We start from the raw sequence: 14,705 nt of genomic DNA on the forward strand, positions 1-14,705 counted from the left end.
GCCACGCTAGGCCGACGACGTGTCGCCCGTGCGGCGCGCGCCTCACGACCGACCGCGCCCGGGGGTGAGACGGCGGGGCGTGCCGTCATCCGGCGTTCGCCCGCACGCGCTTGCGCACCGGGCCGAGCGTGAACAGCAGGGTGAGCAGCGCCGTCAGCGCGAGCAGGCCGAACCCGATGCCGTAGTCGCCCCGCGCGCCGTAGACGGCGCCCATGATCAGCGGCGGGATGAAGCCGCCGAGGCCGCCCGCGGCGCCGACGACGCCGGTCACGGCGCCCACCGTCCCGGGCGGGGCCATCTTCGCCACGAGGGCGAAGGTCGCGCCGGAGGAGCCGCCAAGCGCCGCCGCCATCGCGAGGAACGCGATCGTCGCCACGGGGATCAGGCCGGGCTGGAAGATGATCACGGCGGCCCCGACGGTCACGACCGCATAGCACACCAGGTTCACCGCGACGCCGCCCACCTTGTCCGACAGGGTGCCGCCGATCGGCCGGCAGATCACCGCGAGCACGACGAAGCCGGCGGTGCGGAACGACGCGTCGCCGGCGCTCAGGTCGTACGCGTTCTGCAGGAAGGTCGGCAGGTAGACGGAGAACGCGACGAAGCCGCCGAACCCGATCGCGTACAGCCAGGACAGCTGCAGCGTGGCGGGGATCTTCAGGGTCGCCCAGGTGCGCGCCCACATGCCGCCGCCGGCGCCGGGCGACCAGGCCGGGGAGTCCTGCAGCAGGGCACGCGAGGCGAGGGCGAAGACCGCCAGGAACACCGCCACGATGATGAACGGGGCGCCGTCGCCCCACGCGTCCCGGATCGGCACGGTCGAGAACGACGCGATGGCCGTGCCGCCCATGCCGGCGCCGAAGATGCCGATCGCGGTGCCGCGGCGGGCCGGCGGGTACCAGTTGTTCACGAACGGGACGCCGATGGCGAACGTCGTGCCGCCCAGGCCGAGGAAGAACCCGCCGATCAGCAGCCACACCAGGCTGTTCGCGACGAACCCGATGAACAGCACGGGGATGATCGTCAGCGCGGCGCACAGCGGGAACATCACCTTGGCGCCGAAGCGGTCGGTGAGCGCGCCGATCGGGATGCGCCCGAGGGACCCCACGATCACGGGGACGGCCACCAGCACGGAGACCTCGAAGTCGGACAGGTCGTACAGCTGCCCGTAGCTGTTGCCGAGCGGTCCGAGCAGCGCCCACGCCCAGAAGCAGATCGCGAAGCCGATCGTCGCGAGGGTGAGCTGGGTGACGTTGCCCTGCACGGCCGGGGCGGCCGGCGCGTCGGCCGGTCCCGGGGTGGCTGCCGAGGTCATGGTTCCTCCAGTCGTGACGGACGGTCGTGACGGACGGTCGGGATCAGCGGGGCGGCGTCGTCGTGGGGTCCCACCCGGGCCGCGGCGCCCGCGACGTCACGGACGCCTCCCGGGAGCGGTAGACCACGTAGGGCCGGAACGGGTACTGCACGGGGGCGGAGAACGCGTGCACCAGCCGTGTGAAGGGCCACAGCGCGAACAGGAGCATCGCCGCGACGATGTGCACCTGGAACGCCGCGGGCACGCCCTCCATGAGCGCGGGCTGCGGCTGGAGGTACCAGAGCGACCGGAACCAGGGCGAGATCGTCTCCCGGTAGTCGTACCCGTGCCCGCCCGCGAGGATCTGCGTCTGGACGGTGGCCCAGGCCCCCGACAGCAGGGACGCGGCGAGGAACACGTACATGGTCTTGTCCATGCGCGTGGTCGCGAGGAAGACCGGGCCGGTGGAGCGGCGCCGGTAGACGAGGATCAGCAGGCCGGCGACCGCCACGAGTGCGGCGATGGACCCCATCGACGTCGCGATGAAGTGGTAGAACCCCTCGCTGACCCCGACGGCCTCGGTCCAGGTGTTCGGGATCACGAGCCCGAGGAAGTGCCCGAGCACGACGAACAGCAGCCCGAAGTGGAACAGGGGCGAGCCCCAGCGCAGCAGGCGCTTCTCGTAGAGCTCGCTGGAGCGCGTGGTCCAGCCGAACTTGTCGTACCGGTACCGCCAGATCGACCCCACGACCAGGACGGCGAAGGTCACGTAGGGCAGCACGACCCAGAGGATGATCTTGTCGGCGGAGGCGTCCGTCAGGCCCATGGCAGGTCCTTCCCGTCGTTCCCGTACCCGGCGTCCCCGTACCCGCTCAGCCCCACCAGCTCCGCGGGCGGGCCGGCCGCCACGAGGTCGGCGACGCGCTCGGCGGTGGCCGCGTCGACGGGTGGGAGGGTGAGGCTCACGGCCTCGACCGCCGCCGTCCAGGGCGAGCGCTGCGCGGCGAGCGCCGAGCGCAGCACCTCGATGCCGTCCCGGTGGGCCGTGAGCAGCGCGCCGGCGATCCGGGCGCCGTCGGGCCCGCCGCGGGCGGACAGCTCCAGGACGGTGGGCAGGTAGTCGGGCAGCTCGTCGCCGGTGGTCTCGAACCCGGCGGCGCGGTACGCCTCGACGAACCGCACGAGGGCGGCGCCGCGCTTCCGGGTGTCGCCTGCCGCGTAGTACGACAGGTACATGGCGCAGCGGCGCTTGAGGTCGAACGTCGCGACGTACCGGGCCTGAAGCGCGTCGGGGTCGCCGTCGAGCAGCGTCGTGGCGAGCCCGGAGAGGCGGTCCCGGACCGGGTCGGGCAGGCCGGCGACGGCGTCGCGCACCGTGGGCGCCGCCTCGAGCGTCGCGTCGTCCGGGTAGGCGAGCAGCACCGACGCGGCCATGTGCGCGACGGCGCGGTCCCCGTCGCCCAGCGGCACCGGCGCGAGCGGGTCGAGGCGCTTGGCGCGTACGCCCGGGCGGGGCAGAAAAGCGAGGCTCACGACCGCCCCTCCTCGCCCGCGCCGTCCTCGCCCGGCGGGAACAGGCCCGTGGGCCGGCCGTTGCCGTCCCAGTTGAGCAGGTTGACGCGCCCGGGGGTGGACGGCCCGTAGGGGGAGTCCGCCGTCTGCCGGGCGGAGAGCGCGTGGAAGTTCTCCACCGCGACGGGGGTGGGCTGGCCGGACGACGAGCCGAACGGGCCCGCGCCGCCCATGCCGGGGCCGCCCTCGAAGTCGAGCGAGCAGGCCATCTCCTCCAGCTCGCGCGCCACCTCGGTGTGCGCGGTGGGGATGACGTACCGCTCCTCGTACTTGGCGATGGCCAGCAGGCGGTACATCTCCTGGACCTGGTCGCCGGTCATGCCGACGGCCTCGGCGTTCTCCTCCGGGAACTCACGCCCCAGGTTCACCTCCCGCATCCCTGACCGCATGGCCGCGAGCCGGCGCAGCACCCGCTCGACGGGGCCGGTGTCGCCGGCGGTGAACAGGCCGGCGAGGTACTCCAGCGGGATGCGCAGCTGCGAGATGGCGGCGAACAGGGTGCGCCCGTCCTCGCCGTCGTTGCCGGAGCTGGCGACGACGTCGACCACGGGGGACAGCGGCGGGATGTACCAGACCATCGGCAGCGTCCGGTACTCCGGGTGCAGGGGGAGCGCGACCTCGTACTCCGAGATGAGCTTCCAGATCGGGGAGCGTTGCGCGGCCTCGATCCAGTCGTCGGGGATGCCCTCGCGGCGGGCGGCGGCCATGACCTCGGGGTCGTGCGGGTCCAGGAACACCTCGCGCTGTGCGGCGAGCAGGTCGTGCTCGTCCTCGATGGCGGCGGCCGCGCCGACCTTGTCCGCGTCGTAGAGGACGAGGCCGAGGTAGCGCAGGCGGCCGACGCAGGTCTCGGAGCACACGGTGGGCAGCCCGACCTCGAGGCGCGGGTAGCACAGCGTGCACTTCTCGGCCTTGCCGGTCTTGTGGTTGAAGTAGACCTTCTTGTACGGGCAGCCGGTGACGCACATGCGCCAGCCGCGGCACTGGTCCTGGTCGACGAGCACGATGCCGTCCTCGACCCGCTTGTACATCGCGCCCGACGGGCAGGAGGCGACGCAGGACGGGTTGAGGCAGTGCTCGCAGATGCGCGGCAGGTAGAACATGAACGTCTGCTCGAGCTCCTCGGCGACGTGCTCGCTCATGTGCTTGAGGATCGGGTCGTCCTGCATCGTCGCGGTGGACCCGCCGAGGTCGTCGTCCCAGTTCGCCGACCACTGGATCGACATGTCCTCGCCGGTGAGCAGCGACTTCGGCTTCGCGACCGGGGTGTGCTCGCCCTGCGGGGCGCTGAGCAGCATGTCGTACTCGTACGTCCACGGCTCGTAGTAGTCGTGGATGGAGGGCAGCTTCGGGTTGGCGAAGATCGAGGCGAGCTTCTTGGCCCGCCCGCCGGCGCGGAGCTTGAGCTTGCCGCGCTTGGTGCGCACCCAGCCGCCCTGCCAGGTCTCCTGGTCCTCGTAGGTGCGGGGGTAGCCGAGACCCGGGCGGGTCTCGACGTTGTTGAACCACACGTACTCGGTGCCGGTGCGGTTCGTCCACGCCTGCTTGCACGTCACCGAGCAGGTGTGGCACCCGATGCACTTGTCGAGGTTCATCACCATCGACATCTGCGCCATGACCTTCACTGGTACCGCACCTCCTGGCTGCGACGCCGGATGACCGTGACCTCGTCCCGTTGGTTGCCCGTGGGGCCGAGGTAGTTGAACGCGTAGGTGAGCTGCCCGTAGCCGCCCGCGAGGTGCGTGGGTTTGAGCAGGATCCGGGTCAGGGAGTTGTGGATGCCGCCGCGACGGCCGGACGTCTCGGCGAGGGGCACGTCCACCGTGCGGTCCGTGGCGTGGTGCATGTAGACCGTGCCCTCGGGCATGCGGTGGGAGACGACGGCGCGCGCGACGACGACGCCGTTGCGGTTCACCGCCTCGATCCACTCGTTGTCCGCCACGCCGATCTTCGCGGCGTCCGCGGGGCTCATCCAGACGTTGGGGCCGCCGCGCGACAGCGACAGCATGAACAGGTTGTCCTGGTACTCCGAGTGGATGGACCACTTCGAGTGCGGTGTCAGGTAGCGCACCGCGACGGCGGCATGGCCGGTGCCGCTGCCGTCGGCGCCCCCGTCGTCGAACGCGCCGGGCGTGGGGGAGTCGCCGAACAGGCGGTGCAGGTCGAGCGGCGGCCGGTACACCGGCAGCTGCTCGCCCAGCTCGATCATCCAGTCGTGGTCGAGGTAGAAGTGCTGGCGCCCGGTGAGCGTGTGCCACGGCTTGAGCCGCTCGACGTTCACCGCGAACGCCGTGTACCGGCGCCCGCCGTGCTCCGACCCGGACCACTCGGGGGAGGTGATCACCGTCGTCGGGCGCGACTGCACGTCCGGGAAGGTCACGCGCTTGGCCTGGTCGTCGGCCGCCAGGTCCGCCAGCCGCTGGCCAGTGCGCTTCTCCAGGTGCTCGAACCCCTGCACCGCGAGGCGCCCGTTCGTGGTGCCGGACAGGGCCAGGATCGTCTCGCAGGCGTGGGTGTCGCGGTCCAGTCGCGGCCGACCGGCCGCGGGGCCGGACGCGACCAGGCCGTTGACCTGCCCGAGCCTGCGCACCTCCTCGTCCGGCATGAACGCGACGCCCTTGGTGGCCATGCCCTTGGAGTCGGTGAGCGGCCCGAGCGCGGCCATGCGCGCGGCGAACGCCGGGTAGTCGCGCTGCACCACCTGCAGCCGCGGCATCGTCACGCCCGGGACCAGCTCGCGCTCCGTGACCGGTGCGCCCGCGTCCGTGAGCGTGCCGTGCGGCACCGCGAGCTCGTCGGGGGAGTCGTGCAGCAGGGGCGTCGCGACCAGGTCCTCGCGCACGCCCAGGTGCTCCACCGACATCTGCGAGACCAGCCCCGCCAGCGTGTGGAACGTGTCGAAGTCGGTCTTGGTCTGCCACGGCGGGTTGATCGCCGGGTTGAACGAGTGCACGAACGGGTGCATGTCCGTGCTCGACAGGTCGTGCTTCTCGTACCAGGTGGCCGCGGGGAGCACGACGTCGGAGAACAGCGTGGTGCTCGTCATGCGGAAGTCCATCGTGACCAGCAGGTCGAGCTTGCCGCGCGGCGCCTCGTCGCGCCACGTCATCGACGCCGGACGGCGGCCCTCCGGGGCCTCGTCGGCCAGCACGGAGGCGTCCGTGCCGAGCAGGTGCTTGAGGAAGTACTCGTTGCCCTTGCCGGAGGAGCCGAGGATGTTGGCCCGCCAGATCGTCAGGACCCGGGGGAAGTTCGCCGGGTCGTCGGGGTCCTCGCAGGCGAACTTGAGCGTCCCCTTCTTCAGCTCGTCCACGACGTGCTGCTCCGGCTCCTTGCCCGCCGCGCGCGCCTCGTCGACGAGGTCCAGCGGGTTGCGGTCGAACGTCGGGTAGCTCGGCATCCAGCCGCGCTGCGCGGACTCCACCAGGGAGTCCGCCGTCGTGCGGCCCGCCAGGACCCCGGGCGCGAGGGGCGAGGCGAGCGCGTCGGCCGGCATCCCGTCGTAGCGCCACTGGTCCGTGGCCAGGTAGAACCAGCCCGTGCCGATCATCTGGCGCGGCGGGCGCACCCAGTCCAGGCCGCCCGCATACTGCGCCCAGCCGGTGATCGGGCGGCACTTCTCCTGGCCCACGTAGTGCGCCCAGCCGCCGCCGTTGACGCCCTGGCAGCCGGTGATCGTGGTGAGCGTGAGGAAGGCGCGGTAGATCGTGTCCGAGTGGAACCAGTGGTTCGCGCCCGCGCCCATGATGATCATCGAGCGGCCGCCCGAGTCCTCGGCGTTCTGCGCGAACTCGCGGCCGATCTGCGCGGCGTCCGCCGCCCGCACGCCGGTGATCTCCTCCTGCCAGGCCGGGGTGCCCGGGGCGGTCGCGTCGTCGTAGCCGGTGGGCCACTCGCCCGGCAGGTCGAGGTCCGCCCGCTCGACGCCGTACTGCGCCAGCAGCAGGTCGAACACGGTCGTCACCAGGTGCCCGCCCACGCGCCGGGTCGGCACGCCGCGCGTCAGCACGCCCTTGCCGCCGAGGTGCGCCTGCTGCGCGCCGTCTCCCGCACCGCCGTCGTCACCGTCGGGGACGACATCGAACCGGGGCAGCAGCACCGCCGCGGTGCCCCGCTCGCCGGACGCCGCGCCGTCGGCCACCGACAGCAGCGGGTCGACGTCGCCCAGGTCGAGGTTCCACCGCCCCTCGCCCGCCTCGCCGTACCGGTCGGCGAGGGTGCCGTTCGGCGCGACGACGGCGCCGTCGGCGCCCAGCAGCAGCGTCCGGAAGCTCGGGTTCGCCGCGGTCGACGCGCCCGGCAGGACGGCGTCGTCGACGTCCGCGGCGGTGAGGAACTTGCCCGGCACGTACGCGGTGCCGCCCGACTCCGTGGCCCGCTCGTCCAGCCGCACGAGGAACGGGGCGTCCGCGTACCTCTTGAGGTAGTCGACGAACGGCGCGGTGCGCTTCTCGACGAGGAACTCCCGCAGGATCACGTGCCCCATCGCCATCGCCAGGGCCCCGTCGGTGCCCGGCTGCGGCGCCAGCCACTGGTCGGCGAACTTCGTGTTGTCCGCGTAGTCGGGGGAGACCGACACGACCTTGGTGCCGCGGTAGCGCGCCTCGGCCATGAAGTGCGCGTCCGGGGTGCGGGTCACCGGGATGTTGGAGCCCCACATCATGAGGTAGGACGAGTTCCACCAGTCCGCGGACTCCGGCACGTCCGTCTGGTCGCCGAACACCTGCGGGGAGGCGACCGGCAGGTCCGCGTACCAGTCGTAGAACGACAGCATCGTGCCGCCCAGCATCTGCACGAACCGCGCCCCGACGCCGTGCGACACCATCGACATCGCCGGGATGGGGGAGAAGCCCGCGACGCGGTCCGGCCCGTGCGCCTTGATCGTGTGCACGTGCGCCGCCGCGACGATCTCCGCCGCCTCGTCCCACGTAGCCCGCACGAGGCCGCCCTTGCCGCGCGCGCTCTTGTACGCCCGCGCCGTCTCCGGGTCGGACGTCAGCCGCTCCCACGCGAGCACCGGGTCCCCTCCGACCGCGGCCTTCGCCTCGCGGTACGCCCGCAGCAGGACGCCGCGCACGTAGGGGTAGCGCACCCGCGTGGGCGAGTAGGTGTACCAGGAGAACGCGGCGCCTCGGGGGCAGCCGCGCGGCTCGTACTCGGGGGAGTCCGGGCCCACCGACGGGTAGTCGGTCTGCTGCGTCTCCCACGTGATGATGCCGTCCTTGACGTACACCTTCCACGAGCACGAGCCCGTGCAGTTCACGCCGTGCGTCGAGCGCACCACCTTGTCGTGCGACCACCGGTCCCGGTAGAAGACGTCACCCTCGCGCCCGCCCTTGAGGAACAGCTGGCGCAGGTCCTCCGACACGTCCCCCTTGCGCAGGTGCTTGCCGAGCCGCAGCAGGGCGTCGGCGGCCCCGGTCGGCGGCGCCGCCCCGAGGTCAGCGGTGACGGGCGGGCGGGTGGTCGACATGCGCACTCCTGGGGTTGGGGAACCGTAGAGTCACTGCTTCGCATCATGGGCCCGGACCTGCGACAGCGCATGTCGGGCAGGGGAGCCGGCGGGAGCGCCCGTCGGCGGCGTCGGAGCCGGGTTCCGTCCGCTGCTCCGCGGACGACCGGGCACGCCGGGACCTCACAGGGCTGCCCCAGAGTCTGTGCGTTCGTGCTCACGCGCATTTCACGGCCCGACGCCGGGCGTCGAAACACCGCCTTCCTAGCGTCGGACCTACCGGCCCGACGACGCGCCGGTGGTTCCAGACCACCGCCCGGCGTCGTCGGGCCCGCGCACAGGAGGACACGCGATGGCCGCACCGACCACCGTGACAACGCCGGCCCGACCCGACGCGCGTCCGGGCGCGATCGACCGCCCCGGCCGCTGGATCGACCGGTGGGAGCCGGAGAACCCGGCGTTCTGGGCGGGCGGCGGCCGCCGCGTCGCGCGGCGCAACCTCGTGATCTCGGTGTTCGCCGAGTTCCTCGGGTTCTGCGTGTGGGCGCTCTGGTCGATCGTCGTGCCGCAGCTCCCGGCCGCCGGCTTCGCCTTCTCGACCGACCAGATGTTCTGGCTCATCGCGGTGCCGTCGCTCGTGGGCGCCACGCTCCGTATCCCGTACACCCTCGCGGTGCCGGTCTTCGGCGGGCGCAACTGGACGATGGTGTCGGCGGGGCTGCTGCTGATCCCGACCCTGACCATGGCGTTCGTCGTCCAGCGCCCGGACACCTCGTTCGGCGTCATGCTCGCCGTGGCCGCGCTCGCCGGGTTCGGCGGCGGCAACTTCGCCTCCTCGATGGCGAACATCTCCTTCTTCTTCCCCGAGAAGGAGAAGGGTGCGGCCCTCGGCTGGAACGCGGCGGGCGGGAACATCGGCACCGCGGCCGTGCAGCTCGCGGTGCCGCTGGTCATCACCGCGGGCGCCGGGGTCGCGCTTCAGCGGGCCGGGCTGATGTTCGTCCCGTTCGTGGTGCTGGCCGTGATCCTCGCCTGGCGGTTCATGGACAACCTGTCGGCCGCGAAGGCCGACCCGCGCACGTTCGTCGTCGCGGTGAAGGAGCCGCACACCTGGATCATCTCGTTCCTCTACATCGGCACGTTCGGGTCGTTCATCGGCTTCTCCGGCGCGTTCCCGACGCTGCTCGCGGGGCAGTTCCCCGAGGTGTCGCTGTCCCTGGCGTTCCTCGGCGCGCTCGTGGGGTCGGTCACCCGCCCCCTGGGCGGCATCCTGGCCGACCGTGTGGGCGGCGCCGTCGTGACGGTGTGCTGCTACGCCATGATGATCGTCGGGGCGCTCGGCGCGATCTCCGCGCTCGGCAGCCACAGCTTCGGCCTCTTCTTCGCCTCGTTCCTCGTGCTCTTCGTGGCCACGGGCGTGGGCAACGGGTCGGTCTACCGGATGATCCCGGCCGCCTTCCGGGTGGCGGGCGCCGGCCGTGACCTGGCGGCGACGGCGAAGGCCGCCGCCGGCTGCATCGGCATCGCGGGCGCCGTCGGCGCCTTCGGCGGGTTCCTCATCCCGCGGGGGTTCGCGATGTCGACGTCGATGACGGGCTCGCTCGTCGCCGCGCTGTGGGTGTTCGTGGGGGCGTACGCGGTGATGGCCGTCGTCACCTGGGCGGTGTACGCGCGGCGCGGCACCGCGATGCGGGCGGCGCGCGTATGACGCCGTCGGGGGCCGCGGTCGCCACCCACTGCCCGTACTGCGCCCTGCAGTGCGGCATGGAGCTCGCGCCCGCCGGCGCCCCCGGGCCCGCGTCGGAGGGTCGGGCGACGCTGCCCGTGACGGTGACGCCGCGGCAGTTCCCCACGAACGGCGGCGGGCTCTGCCAGAAGGGGTGGACCAGCGCGACGGTGCTGCGCGCGAGCGACCGGCTCACGACTCCGCTGGTCCGCGGGGCCGACGGCGCGCTCGCCCCCGCGTCGTGGGAGGCCGCCCTCGACCTCGTCGCCGGGCGGCTCGCGGTGCTGGCCGCCGAGCACGGGCCGCAGACCGTGGCGGTGTTCGGCGGCGGTGGGCTGACGAACGAGAAGGCGTACGCCCTCGGCAAGTTCGCCCGCACCGTGCTGCGCACGCCGTTCATCGACTACAACGGCCGGTTCTGCATGTCGTCCGCCGCCGCGGCGGGCAACCGGGCGTTCGGCCTGGACCGCGGGCTGCCGTTCCCGGTGACCGACCTGGCCGGGGCCGGCGCGATCCTGCTGCTGGGCTCCAACGTGGCCGAGACGATGCCGCCGTTCGTGCAGCACCTCGCCGGCGCGCGCGCCGCGGGCGGGCTCGTCGTCGTCGACCCGCGACGGTCCGCCACGGCGCGGCTCGCCGGGCCGGGCGAGGGCGTGCACCTGCAGCCCGTCCCGGGCACGGACCTCGTGGTGCTGCTGGCGCTGCTGCACGTGCTGGTGGCCGAGCGCCTCGTGGACCGGGAGTACGTGGCGGAGCGCACCGCGGGGTTCGACGACGTCGCGCGGTCGGCCGCGGCCTGGTGGCCGGAGCGCGCGGAGACGGTGTGCGGCGTCCCCGCCGAGGAGCTGCGCCGGGTGGCCCGCCTGCTGGCCGCGGCGTCGCCGTCGCGCGGGGGGCGCGGGGCGTACGTGCTCACCGGGCGCGGCGTCGAGCAGTCGGCGCAGGGCACGGCCACCGTGACGGCGGCGATCGACCTGGCCCTCGCGCTCGGGCTCGTGGGCCGGGCGGGGTCGGGGTACGGCTGCCTCACCGGGCAGGGCAACGGGCAGGGCGGGCGCGAGCACGGGCAGAAGTGCGACCAGCTGCCCGGCTACCGCAAGATCGACGACCCGGCCGCCCGCGCGCACGTCGCGGGCGTGTGGGGCGTGGACCCGGGGTCGCTGCCCGGGCCGGGCGTCCCCGCCGTCGAGCTGCTCACCTCGCTCGGCGCCCCCGGCGGGCCGCGCGCGTTGCTGGTGCACGGCTCGAACGTCGTCGTGTCGGCGCCGAACTCCGACCGGGTGCGCGAAGGGCTCGCCGCCCTCGACCTGCTCGTGGTGTGCGACGTCGTGCCGTCCGAGACCGCGCTGCTCGCCGACGTCGTGCTGCCCACCACCCAGTGGGCGGAGGAGGAGGGCACGATGACGAACCTCGAGGGACGCGTGATCCGCCGGCGGCGGGCCACCGACCCGCCGGGGGAGGCCCGGTCCGAGCTGTGGATCCTCGCGGAGCTGGCCCGACGCCTGGGCTCCGACGTCGCGTTCCCGACCGACCCCGCCGTCGTGTTCGACGAGCTGGCGCGCGCGTCGGCGGGTGGCGTCGCCGACTACTCCGGGCTCAGCCACGACCGGCTCGACGCGCACGAGGCCGCCGGCGGCGCGGGGCTGTACTGGCCCTGCCCCGCCGCTCCCTCGGACAACTCGACGGGGCAGCACCCCGGGACGCCGCGCGTGTTCCTCGACCGGTTCGCGACGCCGGACGGCCGGGCGCGGATGGTCGCGGTGGACCACTCCGGCCCGTCCGACGACGTGCGCCCCGACGCGCCGACGTACCTCGTCACGGGGCGGGTGCTGCAGCACTACCAGTCCGGCGCGCAGACGCACCGGGTGCCCGAGCTGGAGCGGCTGGTCCCCGAGCCGTACGTCGAGCTGCACCCCCTGCTCGGGCTGCGGGTCGGCGTGCCGGACGGCGGCCGGGCGCGGCTGGCCTCGGCCCGCGGCGTCGTCGAGGCGACGGCCCGCTGGACCGACGCCGTCCGCCCGGACACCGTCTTCATGCCCTTCCACTGGAGCGGCGCGGGCAGCGTCAACCGCCTCACCACCGACGCCGTCGACCCGGTCTCCGCGATGCCGGAGTTCAAGGTCTGCGCGGTGTCGGTGACGCCGGCCGTCCCCGCTCCGGCCGCGACGGCCGAGCACGTCGAGACCCTGGAGGTCCTCGCATGAGTCACGACCCGCAGCAGGGGCTGCGCGTGCCGCACCGCGTGGTCGTGATCGGTCACGGCATGGTGGGCGCGCGCCTGGCGGACGAGCTGTCCCGGCGCGACGGCGACGGCGCGCTCGACGTCACCGTGCTCGGGGCCGAGCCCTACGAGCCGTACAACCGGGTGCTGCTGTCCGACGTGGTCGCCGGGCGCACGGACGTCGCGGCGATCGGCATGCCCACGGTCGACGACGGCCGCACCCGCGTGCTGCGGGGCACGGCGGTGACGGCCGTCGACCGGGACGCCCGCGTGGTCCTCACCGACGAGGGGACCCGCCACCCCTACGACCACCTGGTCCTCGCCACCGGCGCCGCCGCGCGCCTGCCCGACGTGCCCGGCCTCGGCACGGACGCCACGGCCCTGCCCGCCGGGGTGCACGCGCTGCGCACGCTCGACGACGCCCGCGAGGTGGTCGCCGCCACCGTGAACGCCCCGCGCGCGGTGGTCGTCGGCGGCGGGGTGCTGGGCGTGGAGCTGGCGCTCGGGCTGGCCGGGCGCGGCCTGTCCACGACGCTCGTGCACGGCGCGGGGGCGCCGATGGACCGGCAGCTCGACGACCAGGCGGGCGCCGTGCTGCGCGCGAGCCTGGAGGCGGCGGGCGTGGCCGTGCGCACGGGGGTGCGGCCGCAGGAGGTGCTCGTCGTCGGCGGCCGGGCCGTCGGGGTGCGGCTCGACGGCGCGACGACCGAACCGGGGGAGACGCTCGGCGCGGGCCTGGTCGTCCTCGCGTGCGGCACCGCGCCGGAGACGGCGCTGGCCCGACGGTCCGGGCTCGCCGTCGAGCGGGGCGTCGTCGTGGGCCCGGACCTGGCGAGCGTGACCGACCCCCGGGTCTTCGCCGTCGGCGACTGTGCGCAGCCTCCGGAGGGGTCGCGCGGCCTCGTCGCGGAGGGCTGGGACCAGGCGCGGAGGCTCGCCGAGCACCTCGTGGCGCTCGCGGCGCGCCCGCGCCCGGAGGCGCGGGTCGAGGGCCCGCGCGAGCACCTGCGGCTGCCGGGCGACGGCGCGGGGCCGTCGATGGCGGTGCGCCTGGGCACCCTGCTGTCCTCGCGCGCGCCGGGGGCGCGGGCGGGCGGCGTCGATGCCCGCGGGACCGACGTCGTCAAGGTCAAGGCAGGGCCGCTGAGCGTGGTCGCGATGGGGCGCTGCGGTTCCGGGCGCGTCCCGGAACCGGGGGAGCGGGCCGTGCGCCTCGGCGATCCGGCCGCGGGGCGCTTCGTCGAGGCCGTGGTGGCGGGCGGCGTCCTGGTCGGCGCGACGTGCGTGGGCGACGCTCGCGTGGCCGCCGACCTCACCGCCGCCTACACCCGCCGCACCCCCGTGCCCGCCGACCCGGCGTTCCTGCTGCTCACGCCCGTCATGCCGGCGGCCGAGCCGGCGTCCAGCCCCGAGCACATGCCCGACGACGCCACCGTCTGCCGCTGCAACGGCGTCACGAAGCACGACATCGCGGCCTGCGTGGCCGACGGCGCGATTACGCAGGACGACGTCGCCCGCGCCACGCGCGCCACCACCGGCTGCGGCAGCTGCACCGAGGCCGTGTGCGGGTTGGTGGAGTGGCTGTCGACCGCGCGGCAGGCGCGGTCGGAGACGGAGGGACAGGAGGCCGGGGAGGTCCACTCGAGCGTGTAGCGGAAGAACCGCCGCAGCCGACGTCGAGCACGCGGCGTCTCCGGCGCGGCAGGCGGCGCAGGATCCAGCCGTGGACGCGGTCGTTGTGGTTCCACGGATTCCGGTCGTTGAGCCGGCCGAGCCGTCGGCCGACGGAGCGGACCAGCGGGTTCGTCGTCGTGCGCCGATCGAGCTGCGTCGTCGGCATCGTCCTCGGCATGGCCGGCGAGGGTAGCGTCACGACCGTGCCGAACCTCGTCCTGCTGTGCGGCCCCGCCGGCGCGGGCAAGTCCACGCACGCCCGCCGCTACGCGGCCGACGGCTACGCGGTCGCGTCCGTCGACGAGCTCGCGTGGGCGGCCGGGCACCCGGCGGTGCACCCGCTGCCCGCCGGCGCTGCCCGCCGGGTGGAGGACGCGCTGCGGTCCCGGGTCGCGACGCTCCTCGAGGAGGGGCGCGACGTCGTCGTCGACTCGTCGTTCTGGTCCCGCGCGTCCCGGGAGGAGTACCGGGCGCTCGGCGCGACGCACGGCGCGGACACGCTGGTCGTCCACGTCGACACGCCGCGCGACGTCGCCCTCGCGCGCGTCGCCGCCCGGGCCGCCGCGCACCCGCACGACGTCGTCCTGACCCCCGAGGTCGCGGCGGCGTACCACGACGGCTTCGAGGTCCCGACGCCCGACGAGGGCCCGCTGGAGACCGTCCGCGGGATGTGACCGTCGAGCACGGGATCTGTACCGCGATGAGGTCCCATGGCGATACAGATCCCGTGCTCGACAGGGACAGGACGGTTCTCTCGCGCGGCATG

9 protein-coding genes are annotated in these 14,705 nt (G+C 74.1%); 4 read left to right on the top strand and 5 right to left on the bottom strand.

Annotated elements, in window-relative coordinates; translation table 11 throughout:
• Nucleotides 1-85 precede the first annotated feature (85 nt).
• From ACFCZN_RS12555 to ACFCZN_RS12575, 5 genes are read right to left on the bottom strand one after another with little or no spacing between them, the layout of a single operon-like run.
• Nucleotides 86-1,315 (bottom strand): nitrate/nitrite transporter, encoded by a 1,230-nt coding sequence (locus ACFCZN_RS12555; protein ID WP_430557002.1) that lies wholly within the window; start codon nucleotides 1,313-1,315, stop codon nucleotides 86-88.
• A 43-nt stretch (nucleotides 1,316-1,358) separates the two neighbouring features.
• Nucleotides 1,359-2,120, bottom strand: coding sequence for a respiratory nitrate reductase subunit gamma (narI, locus tag ACFCZN_RS12560; protein ID WP_429766914.1), 762 nt, complete (start codon nucleotides 2,118-2,120; stop codon nucleotides 1,359-1,361).
• Complete coding sequence (narJ, locus tag ACFCZN_RS12565; protein ID WP_429766912.1) at nucleotides 2,111-2,827, bottom strand: nitrate reductase molybdenum cofactor assembly chaperone; 717 nt, start codon at nucleotides 2,825-2,827, stop codon at nucleotides 2,111-2,113. The genes narI and narJ overlap by 10 nt, the downstream gene beginning before the upstream one ends.
• Nucleotides 2,824-4,491 (bottom strand): nitrate reductase subunit beta, encoded by a 1,668-nt coding sequence (gene narH, locus ACFCZN_RS12570; RefSeq protein WP_429766910.1) that lies wholly within the window; start codon nucleotides 4,489-4,491, stop codon nucleotides 2,824-2,826. Before narH ends, narJ begins: the two co-directional genes overlap by 4 nt.
• On the bottom strand, nucleotides 4,488-8,339 hold the full coding sequence (locus ACFCZN_RS12575; RefSeq protein WP_430557003.1) for a nitrate reductase subunit alpha: 3,852 nt from the start codon (nucleotides 8,337-8,339) through the stop codon (nucleotides 4,488-4,490). Before ACFCZN_RS12575 ends, narH begins: the two co-directional genes overlap by 4 nt.
• Before the next feature lie 331 nt (nucleotides 8,340-8,670).
• On the opposite strand from ACFCZN_RS12575, the gene ACFCZN_RS12580 reads away from it, so the two are divergent.
• From ACFCZN_RS12580 to ACFCZN_RS12595, 4 genes are all read left to right on the top strand, one after another.
• On the top strand, nucleotides 8,671-10,026 hold the full coding sequence (locus ACFCZN_RS12580; protein ID WP_429766907.1) for an MFS transporter: 1,356 nt from the start codon (nucleotides 8,671-8,673) through the stop codon (nucleotides 10,024-10,026).
• On the top strand, nucleotides 10,023-12,248 hold the full coding sequence (locus ACFCZN_RS12585) for a molybdopterin oxidoreductase family protein (RefSeq protein WP_430557004.1): 2,226 nt from the start codon (nucleotides 10,023-10,025) through the stop codon (nucleotides 12,246-12,248). The genes ACFCZN_RS12580 and ACFCZN_RS12585 overlap by 4 nt, the downstream gene beginning before the upstream one ends.
• Nucleotides 12,245-13,918 (top strand): FAD-dependent oxidoreductase, encoded by a 1,674-nt coding sequence (locus ACFCZN_RS12590; protein WP_430557005.1) that lies wholly within the window; start codon nucleotides 12,245-12,247, stop codon nucleotides 13,916-13,918. The genes ACFCZN_RS12585 and ACFCZN_RS12590 overlap by 4 nt, the downstream gene beginning before the upstream one ends.
• A 107-nt stretch (nucleotides 13,919-14,025) precedes the next feature.
• Nucleotides 14,026-14,613, top strand: coding sequence for an AAA family ATPase (locus tag ACFCZN_RS12595; protein ID WP_430557006.1), 588 nt, complete (start codon nucleotides 14,026-14,028; stop codon nucleotides 14,611-14,613).
• The last annotated feature ends 92 nt before the right edge of the window (nucleotides 14,614-14,705 follow it).

The sequence above is a fragment of the Isoptericola sp. NPDC056134 genome (genome assembly GCF_042264825.1).
Classification (GTDB): domain Bacteria; phylum Actinomycetota; class Actinomycetes; order Actinomycetales; family Cellulomonadaceae; genus Isoptericola; species Isoptericola nanjingensis.

Excerpts from the sequence above, each read along its gene's own strand:
- ACFCZN_RS12585 (WP_430557004.1), top strand. The coding sequence starts at position 10,023 with ATGACGCCGTCGGGGGCCGCGGTCGCCACCCACTGCCCGTACTGCGCC.
- ACFCZN_RS12555 (WP_430557002.1), bottom strand. The coding sequence starts at position 1,315 with ATGACCTCGGCAGCCACCCCGGGACCGGCCGACGCGCCGGCCGCCCCG.
- ACFCZN_RS12575 (WP_430557003.1), bottom strand. The coding sequence starts at position 8,339 with ATGTCGACCACCCGCCCGCCCGTCACCGCTGACCTCGGGGCGGCGCCG.
- ACFCZN_RS12590 (WP_430557005.1), top strand. The coding sequence starts at position 12,245 with ATGAGTCACGACCCGCAGCAGGGGCTGCGCGTGCCGCACCGCGTGGTC.
- ACFCZN_RS12580 (WP_429766907.1), top strand. The coding sequence starts at position 8,671 with ATGGCCGCACCGACCACCGTGACAACGCCGGCCCGACCCGACGCGCGT.
- narI (WP_429766914.1), bottom strand. The coding sequence starts at position 2,120 with ATGGGCCTGACGGACGCCTCCGCCGACAAGATCATCCTCTGGGTCGTG.